Here is a 13,430-nt window from a genome sequence, read left to right on the forward strand (position 1 = left end):
AGAGTATGTTGCTACATTGCCCTCAGTGTTTCAATGCATTGTAGATCTTTTCTGCCAATGCTTGTGAAATACCCGGCACTTTTGCAATTTCCTCCACGCTGGCGTTCAACAAAGGTTGCAGTCCGCCCATATACTTCAACAGCACCTGGCGCCGTTTCGGCCCTACGCCTTCAATCAACTCCAATGCGCTGGTATTTCTGACCTTCGCCCTTCTCTGCCGGTGGCCGGTAATCGCATGATTGTGCGAATCATCACGGATGTGTTGGATCACATGCAGTGCCGGCGAATCCGGCGGCAGCGAAATCCCCTCGCCTTCCGGCACGAAGAACAACGTTTCTAACCCGGCCTTGCGATCGGCGCCTTTGGCGATGCCAATCAGCAGCGGCTTATTCTTGTCCCAGGTAACGTTCAGCGATTTGAATACGTCGATCGCCATGCCGAGCTGCCCTTTACCGCCGTCGATGAAGATGACATCCGGGATCTTTTTCTCTTCCAGCGCCTTGCCGTAACGGCGCTTCAGCACCTGCGTCATCGCCGCGTAGTCATCGCCTGGAGTGATGCCGCTGATATTGTAGCGCCGATACTCCGCGCGCACCGGGCCGTTACCGTCGAACACCACGCACGAAGCCACGGTCTGCTCGCCCATGGTATGGCTGATATCGAAGCACTCCATACGGTTGATTTCCGTCAGGTTCAGCACTTTGGCCAATTCCGCCAGCCGCTGATGAATAGTCGACTGTTGCGAAAGCTTGGTGGTCAACGCCGTTGCCGCGTTGGTGCGCGCCAGCTTCAGATAACGGGCGCGGTCGCCACGTGGTTTGCTTTGAATTTGGATCTTGCGCCCCGCCAACCCGGAGAGCGACTCCGCGAGCAGGTCTTTTTCCGGCAGGCTGAAATCCAGCAGGATCTCGCCGGGCAATGTGCGCGCCTGGCTGCCCTGCAGATAGAACTGGCCGACAAAGGTCTGCACCACTTCGCCCATATCCGTGCCGCCCGGTACTTTAGGGAAATAGCTTCGGCTACCCAGCACCTTGCCCTGACGGATAAACAGCACGTGCAGGCACGCCATGCCGGCATCGAACGCTACGCCAATCACGTCCAGATCGTCGCTGTCGCCCGACACGAACTGCCGCTCGGTGACGCGGCGCACAGCCTGAATTTGATCGCGAATGCGCGCCGCCTCTTCGAAATTGAGCAGTTTGCTGGCGTCTTCCATACGCGCAATCAGCTGGTGCAATACCTGCTGATCTTTACCAGAAAGGAACAGCCGCACGTAGTCCACCTGCTGCCGGTATTCTTCTTCGCTCACTAGGCCGGCAACACAAGGCCCCAGACAGCGGCCGATCTGATACTGCAGGCACGGACGAGAACGGTTGCGATACACGCTGTTTTCGCACTGGCGGATCGGGAACAGCTTCTGCAGCAGCGCCAGCGTTTCACGCACGGCATAAGAGTTGGGAAAAGGCCCGAAATATTCGCCCTTGGCGTGTTTGGCACCGCGATGCACCGCCAAACGGGGATGGGTATCCGCACTGAGAAAAATCAGCGGGTAAGATTTATCGTCTCGCAAAAGAACATTATACCGCGGTTGGTACAATTTTATGTAGTTATGTTCCAACAGCAGCGCTTCTGTTTCGGTGTGGGTAACCGTTACGTCTATTTGCGCGATATTTTTAACCAGCGTCTCGGTTTTACGGCTGCTGACCTGCTGCCGAAAATAGCTGGCGAGACGCTTTTTCAGGTCTTTGGCTTTACCGACGTAGATCACCGTGCCCGTGGCGTCGTACATACGGTAGACGCCGGGCTGGCTGGTGACGGTACTCAGGAAGGCTTTGGCATCAAAACGGTCATTCACTGCTTAACAATGTCTCCGCATTGAACAATCCATGTCGGATGGCCAGGTGAGTCAATTCGACGTCGCCGCTGATATTCAGTTTGCTGAACATGCGGTAACGGTAACTGTTCACCGTTTTCGGGCTGAGACTCAGTTGCTCCGAGATCTCATTCACTTTTTTGCCTTTGGTGATCATCAGCATGATCTGTAACTCGCGTTCAGACAGGCAGCTGAACGGCGTTTCGGCCTGCGGTTCCAGCTGACTCAGGGCCATCTGCTGGGCGATATCAGACGCGATATAACGCTGCCCCGCATGCACGGAACGCAAGGCGTTAATCACTTCCTGCGGCGCGGCGCCCTTGCTCAGGTAACCGGCGGCACCCGCCTGCATCACCTTCGCGGGCAAAGGATTTTCAGTATGGATGGTCAACATGATGACTTTGACGTCGGGTGCATAACGCACAATCTTGCGCGTGGCTTCCAGCCCGCCAATGCCCGGCATATTCATGTCCATCAGCACGATATCGACAGCGTTGCCACGGCACCATTTTACGGCATCTTCACCGCACTGAGCCTCACCGACAACTTTTATACCTTTGATATCTTCAAGAATGCGTCGTATCCCTGCGCGCACCAGTTCGTGGTCATCAACAAGAAGAACGCTAATCAAGGAAAAATCTCCAAAAAAAGGGAGTAACGCAATCGGCCTCTGTTTTCGCCAGAGATATTACTTGTTTTTCAGACAAGAATGAACACAGATTAATACATACTTCCGAATAACTTTGCGGAGCAGAGCTGATTTTTTCAATTTTAGCCGTCTATGCCGCCGATAAATCGTCACGTCGGAAAAGATCGGACGACGAAAATAATTCCGCGGCGTTGTACCAGACACAGGATAGCGCGATAATCATGCTACGAGTGAGAAATCTGTGTAAGCAATCACGACATGAATAATATTAACACGGCCGTTGGCTGTTTGTAATCATTTGATATTTAAAGACGTAACAAAATCCGCTGCCAACCTGTGTCTGGCAACCCGCGGTCGAAACTATTATTCTCGGCAAACGCCGGTAAAATCGGTGTCCCCCGCCCCAAATAATTATAATAACCCCCATTGTTCAACAATAACGTACCGGACAAATACTTGTTAACCACCTCGAAATAACTTGCCGAGAGTAGATGATTCAGATAAGCAATGAGCGAACATTGCCCACCCGCGTGACCTGAGCAAGCCCGGTGCAGATGACAGACGCATGCTATGCTATACTCCGCGCCCAGTTAAATTCGCCGCCGCGCGCGGGGCAACCTTTTAGTAGCCCGCGCGCGGTGCGCCAAAGCAGCTTGTATCAGGCTACGGCCTCAAAAAATCAGGAGAGAAAATGAGCAACGTTGATTTCACTACGTCTGCAAACCCGGAAATCTTGGCGACCGAGGTTGCCTGCCTCAAAGCAACGCTGACGCTGATCTTGAAATCGATCGGCCAGGCCGACGCCGGGAAAGTTATCATCAACATGGAACGTTTCATCGCTCAGATTGAAGATCCAACCCAGGCGGAAATCTTCAAGAACAGCATTCAGCAAATCAAGCACGCTTACCGTCAATAAGCGTTGCATCCCAGACCCGCACTTCTTGTGGGTCTGCTTCTCACCGCGCTACACCACACCCCATTGATCTTGCACGTGCTTTCGGGCAGTGTGTTGACTTTCCCCCACACCCGAGACCGTTATGGGCATCCTTGTCAAAGCGCTGATCGGCGCGCTGGTCGTGGTTCTGATCGGCCTGTTGGCCAAAACGCGCAACTATTATATCGCCGGTTTAGTCCCGCTATTTCCCACTTTCGCCCTGACTGCGCATTACATTGTCGGCAACGAGCGTTCCATTGCGGCGCTGAAAACTACGCTGATTTTCGGCATGTGGGCGGTGGTGCCCTACCTGGTGTATTTGATCTCGCTGTATTTCCTGATCAACAGTTTGCGGCTGTCGTTGGCTCTGGGGGCGGCGGTATTGTGCTGGATTGCGGCAGCGTGGCTACTCATTACGCTGTGGGGATGGTGGCAAGGGCGTTAACGCCCTTGCCAAGGCAGATTACGGTCGCCCCGCCTGCAAAACGAAGCCACGCTGCCGATCACCGGCGATACGCAGATAGCGGCTTTCACCGGCGCGCAGCGTCATAGGTACGCTGCCGCCGGTCTCACGCCAAATACACAGGTTATTCTCGATCATATCTTGCCCGATACTGACCGTAATATTGCCTGGCGGCACGCGAAATTCCGCTTTTTCTTTCGACTCCAGTGAAGCGGCAAACTCCCCATTCACATAGACGCCGGTACGGCAGCTGCCCGCCAGCATTCCGCTGTCGCGTACCACCACCACCGTGGCGTAAGGCGTATCCGGGATATTCTGATAGAGCATCAGACGGCTTGGGGGCGGCAATTCAGCCTGTTGCGGTGGTACGGCTTGAGTCGCACACCCCGTCAACAGTACAGCGGCAAATAACAGCGCGGCGTAATGCTTCATCCTTGGCTCCTGAAGAAAATAATGCTTATCGTAACAAGAGAATAGCTGTCTTCAGCAGCATTCATACCGCAGAGACGAAAAAATCGGATAACTCCCCACTCCCCCACGAACCTACAGGATAAGAAGATTCTGCATTAAAGCCATTGAAATAAAGGCGATTCTTGCAGATTTAAAACTTTATCATGCCACGTTGGATATCTGTCGCAAAAGCACCGCTGACGTAACTGAAACCATCCTGCGTGACGTAAACCCGGGGATGGCCGGTCTCTGATAACACCGCCACCATATATCCCAGGCTGATCATTTCATGTGACGGAACGTTCATCGGGGTTAGAAATCCGCGTCCCCGGCACCACTGATAAAAGCGAGTTCGCCCATATCCCAACACGGCACCGACATCGGAGAGGTGCTTAAAAGTATCATAATCCTCTGATGGTGAAGGTAAACCGTCATGACTTTCAGGCGTTTTCTTTATCCCAGACAAAATAAACTCCTTTTTTGACTCTGTCGCGTACGGTTATCCTTTCTCTAAAATGAATTTAAAAAATCCAAATTTAAAATGCAAATGAATTCCCTGTAACCCAAAATACTTTCACGTAAAAAAACTGCAAATAAAACCCCAATAAAAAAACAGAAATAAAAAAATAGGGTATTAATACTGAGCATTAAATCCTTGGTATAGGTAAATATCCTAAATAAAAATAATAGTCAGACCAGATAAGAATATACTTAGCTTGCGTATTATTTACCTCATCAATACGATGCAATTGCGATCGAATCATTACGGCATGAAGAGAACGAATAAAACCAGCGCCACATCACCCCCTTTCCTCGTGAGGCCGCAGATCCCTACAGACTCCCCTCAATGTGCCACATCCTCTCTCAGCGCGGCACTTTCTCAATCACTCCTAAACAATAACCATTATCATTTCCAATTGTTCCGTCAGTTTATTACACTTTCCTACCTCGCCAGTTAGGAAAATTCCTAGGTTGCGAACCTCAGGATAGAGAAAGAGTTAGGGACACCATGAAGAATTGCCGTTGTTTGATTGTTTTGCCGTTATTGATGTTGACCGCCTGCACCCAATGGGAAAGGCCCGGCGCGGTTGAGAGTACCCGGGATGCCGAATATGCCGAATGCCGCAGCCGCGGATACGATCGTTTTCCGCCGGACGTAGTGCGGGACGTGGAGTTCAGCTACGAAAACAAATACATTCCTTGCGAGAAGAATAAGAAAGACTGTCCATCGGGATACCGCTACGACAAGGAGCCGTCGATTAAAACAGTGCAGACCGATCGCAATCAGTCCGCCCGGGACGCCATCATCGAAGCCTGTATGTACGGCAAAGGCTGGCGAGAGAAAACCTACTATTGGCCGCAATGGTGATGTGGCGGCATTTGCCTGGGGGCGAAATGCCGCTACCCCATTCAACCGTCGTCATCACATCGATTCAGCCCCAGTGCAACCAGTGTTTCCGCCCTGACCGGCGTTAAAGGCACACGCGGCGACGGTAAAGGCCAGCCCAAAAGCTGCCTCGCCGCCGTCGCACAGACTTTGCCCTGGCAAGCCCCCATGCCACATCGGCTGCTCAGCTTGGCCGTGTTCCAATCCGGCTGATGGCTAATCTGTTCCAGCGTGACGTCTTCGCAGCGGCACAGTAACGTTTGCGGTTTGGCCAGCGAATTCAAGCGCTCATCGAGAGCAAAGGTACTTGCCGTCGCCGTGGCGAAGCGCCGCCACCGCCGCCGCTGCGCCACCAGGCGCTCTGCCTTTTTCCACTGCTCGGTGGCAGCATAACCGGCAATGGCGCCTTCGGTGAGCGCCAATTCACTGCCGCCGATACCAGTACACTCCCCAGCGGCATAAATTTGCGCCTGGCTGGTTTGCTGACAATGATCCACCGCTACGGCGTCGTTTTCTATCCGGCACCCCAGCAGCATCGCCAACTCAATGTTCGCCACCAGACCAAAACCGCAGGCTAGCCTGTCGCAGGCGATCGTTCTTTGCCGCCCGCCGTTATTGACGTGCACCGAGGTTAAACGTTCTTGCCCCAACGCCGCCAGCACCCGGCTACCGGCACGATAGCGATGCGGCATCAGAGAAAACGCCTGACGTAGCTTGGCTGGCCAGCGCCACAGGCCGCCGGCAAACGCCGCCAACCGCCAAATCGGCGCCTGTTCCGCCACCAGCACTACCTCGCCGCCGGCCTGTTTCACACTGTCCGCCACCGCCAACAGCAGCGGACCACTGCCGGCTATCACCACTCGCTCGCCACGGATCGCCAACCCCTGCTTGATTTGCGCCTGTAGACCACCGGCGCCGGTCACCCCCGGCAGTGTCCAGCCGGGAAACGGCAACAACAGTTCACGCGCGCCATTGCATAAAATCAGCTTCTGATAGCGAATCACGCCGCAGCCTTCGGCGTCTTCATAGGCCAATCGCTTAGCGCCACACTGCGCCACCAGCTTGCAGCCGGTCTGCAGCGCAATATTTTCCTTCGTCGCCACCGCCTGTCGATAGCGGTTCGCCGTTTCAGGCAACGCCACCTGCGGTCCATCGCGCCAGATTTGCCCACCGGGATGCGGATTATCATCAATCATTCGCACCTGGCCACCACTTTCCGCCGCGGCCAGCGCCGCCGCCATTCCGGCCGGACCGGCACCGACGATCAGCACCTCACAGTCGAAGTTACTCATCATCGCACCTCTCAATGCGCATGCCGGCTTGGCACAGCGTTTGGCACGCCAGGCGACGCAGACCGTTAACGTTCACCCGGCACTCCTGACAGACGCCCATGCCGCAAAAGGGGGCGCGCGGTTGGTGTGAAACAGATAACCGACAACGATCGTCACCACACAGGCTGAGTGCCGCAGCAACGCTGAGGCCAACCGGTACCCGCCGGAGCTCTCCATCGATACTCAACGAGAGCATATTTTGTCTTTCATTCATGCAGGCAGCTCCTCGGCGGCTAACGCCCGCGCCGCCAAATACGGGGAATCGTCAATTTCCGGCGTTTGCCGGCCGATCTGCGCAGTAATCAGCGCGGCGCTGCCGAGGGCAGTCGTGACGCCCAATCCCTCGTGCCCCAGCGCCAGCCACAGCCAGGAATGCCGCGGATGCGCGCCTAACAGCGGCAGCCCGTCAGCAGAGGCTGCGCGCAGCCCCGTCCAGCAGCGAATGATGTTCATCTGCGCCAATGCGGGCAAGAAATGCTGCGCACGCGTGAGCATTGCCGCCAACAGCGGCATGTCCAACGCCGGATCGACGGCGTCGAACTGGCGGGAAGAGCCGATCAACCATTGCCCGGTGGGCCGTGCCTGCACATTGAATGCCACCGACGTGCCGTCGCTGGCATGCGCGCTGGCGCCATATCCCAGCTCCACCAACTGATGCCGCACCCGAGGCGGGTAGCGATCGGTGATCGCCAGATGGCCCTTCTTGGCGTGCAGCAAAGTCTGCGGCAATAGGCTATTGGCCCTAAGGCCGCAGGCCAGGACCACCAGCGGCGCAGCCAAGTGCCTGCCGTCCGCCAACCGCACGGCCCCCTCTTCCAGCACTGCCGCTTCGCCATGCACCACGTCGATCGCCGCACCACCATCGGCCAATAGCCAGCGAGCCGCGAGCGGCGCATACAGAATGCCGTCGCCCGGCACCCGCAGCCCACCGGCCAAGCCGTGCCGCAGCATCGGTTCCATGGCGGCGATCTGCTCCGCCGTCAGCAGCTCCGCAGCCACGCCCTGCTCCGCCAGCCGCGCCCGCTTTTGCTCGGCGATGGCCATTTCATCCGCTTTATCCGCCAGCCATAGCGTACCGCAGTCGCGCCAGGCACACGCTTGCGGCATGCGCCCCGTCACTTCACGCCATAACCGCAGCGAATAAGCGCTCAACGCCAGCTCGGCCGGATTATCGTCCATGCACACCAGATGCCCCATGCCGGCGGCGGTGGCGCCGGCGCGGCGATCGTCCACTACCGAGACACGATAACCTTCCCGCGCCAGCCGCCAGGCACAGGCAGCGCCGATGATGCCGGCGCCGATCACGATGACATCGGCTCCCCGCTCAGCGCCCATCAGCGTATTCCCCAGACAAAGGGATCGCGTTCGTCGAGCAGCAGTTGGCTATCGGCGCACACATAGGCCTGCCCGCGAATAAAGGGGGTAATGCGATCGCCATTCCGGCGATAGTAGGCCTGAAATTCGCTGCCGATCACGCTGGCCTGCCGCCACTGCGTGTCCGGTGGCAGCTTGTCGTCAGCCGCCAGGCACGCCAGTTTGGCGCTGGTGCCGGTGCCGCACGGAGAACGATCATAGGCTTTGCCGGGGCACAGCACGAAACTGCGGCTGTCGGCCTGCGGATCGTCACCGAACAGTTCGATATGGTCTATCGCTCCGCCGTCTTCACCGCGGATGCCCGCCTGTTCCAACGTCTGCCGCACCGCCCAGGTGAACGCGGTCAACGCCTCCAGATTTCGTTTATCGATGGGCAACGGCGACTCACCGATCAGGAAGAACCAGTTGCCGCCCCAGGCGATGTCACCCGTCACCGGCCCGTAACCCGCAACCTCAAGCCGCACCTGGCGGCGGTAACGATAAGCCGCCACGTTCTCTACCGTGACGCTGCCGTCGTCATGCAGCGTGGCGTTTACCGGGCCGACCGGGGTCTCGATCAGATGGCGCCCGGCGTGGATGCGCCCCAGGTGCGCCAGCGAAGCAATCAGCCCGATAGTGCCGTGCCCGCACATGCCCAGATAGCCGCTGTTGTTAAAAAAGATCACCCCGGCGGTGGCCTGTGGCGAACAGGGGCGACACAGCAACGCCCCCACCAGCACGTCATTGCCGCGCGGTTCGAGCATCACCGCGCAGCGCCAATCGTCATAATGTTGCGCGAAATGCGCCCGCCGTTCCGCCATGCTGCCCTCGCCGAGATCGGGAAAACCTTCCACGATCAGACGGGTCGGCTCTCCGCCGGTATGAGAATCGATCGCCCGCAAAGCGGCGATATGCGCAGAAAGTGCCATCGGCGTCTCCTGAGTTAATGAGATGTTACCAATGGCATTAGCCTGAACGAATGTGAGCATGACGGCTTGATGCGTTTCGGCGCGGCGAATGAAGAAATCAGCACAGTGACAAAAGTCAGGCCTGACGCGTCGCGGGTATGCGCTTAGCGAATGCCATAACAATGACTTATTTATCATATTGTTATTTTCATGCTAAACCTTTGTGTAGCGAGAAACGCCGCAGTTTTCAAGCAACTGCCAAACACCGCCCGGCAAAAGTATGCGGCAATCCGCATATTTGGCAGCCGGCCGGAAATAGCGCTTGCTTCGTTACATAAAAGTTAATATTGATGCGAAAGCGCCAACCTGGCCCGCCTGTTTTTCCGGCTAACGACCGAAAAGGGACTGTTATGCGATCCACCTCAGACTATCAGCCTCCGGTTTCTCTCTCGCCGCCTTCGCTTGTGGCGCTGCCGGAGCAGGAGGACGTTTTCGCCGTCGAACATCTGTCGCGCCTGTGCGACGGACTGGCGCAACAGCGCCCGAACAACCTGCGCGATCTGCTGAATACGCTGGCGCTGATCGCGCCACTGCTGAACGCGATCCCCAACGTGGTGTTCTTTATCAAAGACGCCCAGGCTCGCTACCTGCTGGCCAACCTGACGCTGGCCAGGCGCTGCGGTTTCAAAACCGTCACGCCGCTGCTGGGCAAGACCTCCGCCGACGTTTTTCCCGCTCAGCTCGGATCCGGCTACACCGAGCAGGATCTGCGGGTATTGCGCCACGGCGTGCTGATCCAGGATCAGTTGGAGATGCACCTGTACAATGCCCGAGAAACCGGCTGGTGCCTGACGCAAAAGCTGGCGCTGTACGACGCGCAGGGAAAAATCATCGGTATGGCGGGTATTTCTCACGATCTGCAGGAGGCCAGGGCCAATCACCCGGCCTACCAACGGCTGGCGGCGATCGACGTGCATATCCGCCGCCACTACGCCCGACCGATCGCGCTTGAAGAGTTGACGGCGCTGACCGGGTTGTCGGTGGCGCAGATCGAACGCTACTGCAAACGTATCTTCCACCTCACCCCGCGCCAGATGATCCACAAAGTGCGGTTGGAAAAGGCCACGGAACTGCTGGCCGGCGATCTGCCGATCACCGACATCGCGCTGCTGTGCGGCTACACCGATCACAGCGCCTTCAGCCGTCAATTCAAAGCGATGACCGGCTCTACGCCGCGCGATTTCCGCCTGACGCTTTCCGCTTAATGCGCTGATTTATCTGGTTAACCCTCCTCTTTTCACGGTGTACCGGGCCCGGTTTTTTCACGTCCGCTTTTCGGCGCCATTGTGCCAATTTCGTCGCGGCAATCGGTGAAAAGCGTCAAGCCTCCCCACGCAATACCGGTCAATCTGTCGGTGAGCCTTACCAAAGATTCACTTTTCATTAACACTTTCGGACGACAGGACAAACACGATGAGCCATAAAGCCATAAGCTGGAGCGGCGTATTCCCGGCGGTGACGACCCAGTTCCGCAACGATTTCTCTCTGGACCTCGATGCCACCCATACGGTGATCAAAAACCTGGTGCGCGACGGCGTCTCCGGCCTGGTGGTGTGCGGCACCGTCGGTGAAAACACCTCAATGACGGTGCAAGAGAAGCTGGCGGTGATCGAAGTGGCGAGAGACGCCGCCGACGGTAAAGTGCCGGTGATCGCTGGCATCGCCGAGTTCACCACCGCCTTCGCGCAGAACATGGCGCGTGAAGCGCAAAAGGCCGGCGTCGACGGGATTATGGTGATGCCGGCGCTGGTCTACTCCGCCAAGCCGCACGAAACCGCCGCGCACTTCCGCAGCGTCGCCGGCGCGACCGATCTGCCGATCATGGTCTACAACAATCCTCCCATTTACAAAAATGACGTCACGCCAGACATCCTGACCTCGCTGGTCGACTGCGAAAATATCGTGTGCTTCAAAGACTCGTCGGGCGACACCCGCCGCTTTATCGATCTGCGCAACGAAGTCGGCGATCGCTTCGTGCTGTTTGCCGGGTTGGACGATGTGGTGCTGGAAAGCCTCGCCGTTGGTGCGCAAGGCTGGATCTCCGGCATGTCCAATGCCTTCCCGCGCGAAGGAGAAACGCTGTTCCGGCTGGCGAAGGAAAAACGCTATGAGGAAGCGTTGGCGCTGTACAGCTGGTTTATGCCACTGCTGCACCTCGATGCCCGCCCCGATCTGGTGCAGTGCATCAAACTCTGCGAACAGCGGGTCGGCCGCGGCAGCGCCGTCACTCGTCCGCCGCGCCTGGCGCTGCAGGGCAAAACGCTCACCGAGATCAACGCCGTGATCGATAAAGCGCTGGCCACTCGCCCTGTGCTGCCGAACGTCGGCCTGTAACGCCTTCATCGCCCGGCCATGCCGGGCGTCATGCTTTCTCTACCGAGGGGAACCGATGCCCAACGCTCGCTATGCCGCCATCAGCGGCCAACAATTTATCGGCGGCCAGCGCCGCGCCGCAGGGGAAGCGGCGCTGCTCAGCCTGCGCGCCGACGACGGTCAGCCGACCGGCTACCGCTTCCACCAGGCCACGGCGGCAGAAACAGCCGCCGCCGCAGAAGCTGCCGCCGCGGCCTTTGCACCTTATTCGCAGCTCAGCGCGGAACAGCGCGCGAACTTTCTCGACGCCATTGCCGAGGAGTTAGACGCGTTGGATGAGGATTTCTTCGCCTTAGCCATGCAGGAAACCGCCTTGCCGCCGGCGCGGTTGAGCGGCGAACGCGCCAGAACCAGCGGCCAGATGCGTCTATTCGCTACGCTACTGCGGCGCGGCGACGTCGAGGGCGTACGCATCGACTGCGCGCTGCCGCAACGCTCCCCCCTGCCGCGCCCCGATCTGCGTCAATACCGCACGGCGCTCGGCCCGGTGGCGGTATTCGGTGCCAGCAACTTCCCGCTGGCGTTCTCCACTGCGGGTGGCGATACCGCCGCCGCGCTCGCCGCCGGCTGCCCGGTCGTGTTCAAGGCGCACAGCGGCCATATGATCACGGCCGAGCTGACCGCTCAGGCGATCGAGCGCGCCCGGAATCGCACGGGGATGCCTGCCGGCGTCTTCAACATGATCTTCGGCAACCGCGTGGGAGCCGACCTGGTACAACATCCGGCGATTCAGGCCGTGGGATTCACCGGCTCGCTGCAAGGCGGTCGAGCGCTCTTCGATCTGGCGATGCAACGCCCTCAACCTATCCCGGTCTTCGCCGAAATGTCGAGCATCAACCCGGTAGTGATCCTGCCACAGGCGCTGGCGCGGCGCGGGCAGCACATCGCGCAGGAACTGGTCTCTTCCTTTACGCTCGGCTGCGGTCAGTTCTGCACCAAGCCCGGCGTGATCGTCGCGCTGCGCGGCGGCGCCTTCGATCGGCTGGCCGAAGCGATGAGCGCCTTGGTCAACGCCGCCGAGCCGCAGCCGATGCTGAATACCGGTACGCTGGAGCATTACCGTCACGGGGTGGCAGCCCTCGATGCGCACCCGGGTATGCGCCGTCTGGCGGGCCGCAGTGAAACGCCCCCTCATCGGGCGACGGCACAGCTGTATCAAGCGGAGGAGGCACTGCTGCTGCAGGCCGATCCACTGCTGCAACAGGAGGTCTTCGGCCCGGCCAGCATCCTCGTCGCGGTAGATAGCGAAGTGCAGCTGCATGCGGCGCTGGCGGCATTGCAAGGTCAGCTGACCGCTACGCTGCTGGCGGATGACGGCGATCTCGATATGGCCGCCGGGCTGACGGCACTGTTGGCACGCAAAGCCGGCCGGGTGCTGTTCAACGGGTATCCGACCGGGGTAGAAGTGTGCGACGCCATGGTGCACGGCGGCCCCTACCCGGCGACCAGCGACGCACGCGGCACCTCGGTCGGCACGTTGGCCATCGAACGTTTCCTGCGGCCGGTCTGTTTGCAAAACACCCCTGCGGCGCTGTTGCCGCCACTGCTGCAGGACGCCAACCCGCTCAACCTGCTGCGGCTGGTGAACGGCGTTTTCACCCGAGATCCCCTGATTTCACCTGCCCAAAATTAGCCCGGCCGCATCTGCC

14 protein-coding genes are annotated in these 13,430 nt (G+C 58.3%); 6 read left to right on the top strand and 8 right to left on the bottom strand.

The window, feature by feature from the left end; genetic code table 11:
- Positions 1–22 precede the first annotated feature (22 nt).
- Both uvrC and uvrY read right to left on the bottom strand, forming a co-directional pair.
- The gene (uvrC, locus tag ACUTSC_RS05885) at positions 23–1,855 is read right to left on the bottom strand and encodes an excinuclease ABC subunit UvrC (protein ID WP_197768651.1); all 1,833 of its coding nucleotides are present in this window, start codon (positions 1,853–1,855) and stop codon (positions 23–25) included.
- Positions 1,848–2,504, bottom strand: a complete 657-nt coding sequence (uvrY, locus tag ACUTSC_RS05890; protein WP_004927947.1) for a UvrY/SirA/GacA family response regulator transcription factor — start codon at positions 2,502–2,504, stop codon at positions 1,848–1,850. The genes uvrC and uvrY overlap by 8 nt, the downstream gene beginning before the upstream one ends.
- Before the next feature lie 709 nt (positions 2,505–3,213).
- On the opposite strand from uvrY, the gene ACUTSC_RS05895 reads away from it, so the two are divergent.
- Together ACUTSC_RS05895 and ACUTSC_RS05900 are read left to right on the top strand one after the other, a co-directional pair.
- A complete protein-coding gene (locus tag ACUTSC_RS05895) occupies positions 3,214–3,438 on the top strand; it encodes a DUF2594 family protein (protein ID WP_004927950.1) in 225 nt (74 codons plus the stop codon).
- A gap of 121 nt (positions 3,439–3,559) precedes the next feature.
- Complete coding sequence (locus ACUTSC_RS05900; RefSeq protein ID WP_445653171.1) at positions 3,560–3,901, top strand: GlpM family protein; 342 nt, start codon at positions 3,560–3,562, stop codon at positions 3,899–3,901.
- An 18-nt stretch (positions 3,902–3,919) separates the two neighbouring features.
- Here the strand turns inward: ACUTSC_RS05900 and ACUTSC_RS05905 are convergent, their stop codons facing one another.
- Entirely contained in the window at positions 3,920–4,351 is a 432-nt protein-coding gene (locus tag ACUTSC_RS05905; RefSeq protein WP_197768649.1) for a hypothetical protein, read from the bottom strand.
- Between the two features lie 169 nt (positions 4,352–4,520).
- Entirely contained in the window at positions 4,521–4,835 is a 315-nt protein-coding gene (locus ACUTSC_RS05910; protein ID WP_197768692.1) for a hypothetical protein, read from the bottom strand.
- Between the two features lie 543 nt (positions 4,836–5,378).
- Here ACUTSC_RS05910 and ACUTSC_RS05915 point away from each other — a divergent pair.
- The gene (locus ACUTSC_RS05915) at positions 5,379–5,738 is read left to right on the top strand and encodes a hypothetical protein (protein WP_197768648.1); all 360 of its coding nucleotides are present in this window, start codon (positions 5,379–5,381) and stop codon (positions 5,736–5,738) included.
- Between the two features lie 41 nt (positions 5,739–5,779).
- Here ACUTSC_RS05915 and ACUTSC_RS05920 read toward each other — a convergent pair whose 3' ends face one another.
- The 4 genes from ACUTSC_RS05920 to ACUTSC_RS05935 are packed head-to-tail and all read right to left on the bottom strand — an operon-like array spanning position 5,780 to position 9,369.
- On the bottom strand, positions 5,780–7,048 hold the full coding sequence (locus tag ACUTSC_RS05920; RefSeq protein WP_443003167.1) for an FAD-dependent oxidoreductase: 1,269 nt from the start codon (positions 7,046–7,048) through the stop codon (positions 5,780–5,782).
- A complete protein-coding gene (locus ACUTSC_RS05925; RefSeq protein ID WP_197768647.1) occupies positions 7,041–7,301 on the bottom strand; it encodes a 2Fe-2S iron-sulfur cluster-binding protein in 261 nt (86 codons plus the stop codon). The genes ACUTSC_RS05920 and ACUTSC_RS05925 overlap by 8 nt, the downstream gene beginning before the upstream one ends.
- Complete coding sequence (locus tag ACUTSC_RS05930; RefSeq protein ID WP_197768646.1) at positions 7,298–8,422, bottom strand: FAD-dependent oxidoreductase; 1,125 nt, start codon at positions 8,420–8,422, stop codon at positions 7,298–7,300. Before ACUTSC_RS05930 ends, ACUTSC_RS05925 begins: the two co-directional genes overlap by 4 nt.
- Entirely contained in the window at positions 8,422–9,369 is a 948-nt protein-coding gene (locus ACUTSC_RS05935) for a 4-hydroxyproline epimerase (RefSeq protein ID WP_197768645.1), read from the bottom strand. The genes ACUTSC_RS05930 and ACUTSC_RS05935 overlap by 1 nt, the downstream gene beginning before the upstream one ends.
- Before the next feature lie 389 nt (positions 9,370–9,758).
- On the opposite strand from ACUTSC_RS05935, the gene ACUTSC_RS05940 reads away from it, so the two are divergent.
- From ACUTSC_RS05940 to ACUTSC_RS05950, 3 genes are all read left to right on the top strand, one after another.
- A complete protein-coding gene (locus ACUTSC_RS05940; RefSeq protein WP_443003170.1) occupies positions 9,759–10,613 on the top strand; it encodes a helix-turn-helix domain-containing protein in 855 nt (284 codons plus the stop codon).
- Between the two features lie 208 nt (positions 10,614–10,821).
- Entirely contained in the window at positions 10,822–11,742 is a 921-nt protein-coding gene (locus tag ACUTSC_RS05945) for a dihydrodipicolinate synthase family protein (protein WP_445653172.1), read from the top strand.
- Between the two features lie 55 nt (positions 11,743–11,797).
- On the top strand, positions 11,798–13,414 hold the full coding sequence (locus tag ACUTSC_RS05950; RefSeq protein ID WP_445653173.1) for an aldehyde dehydrogenase (NADP(+)): 1,617 nt from the start codon (positions 11,798–11,800) through the stop codon (positions 13,412–13,414).
- Positions 13,415–13,430: the final 16 nt, after the last annotated feature.

This window comes from Serratia sp. TSA_105.2 (assembly GCF_052692115.1).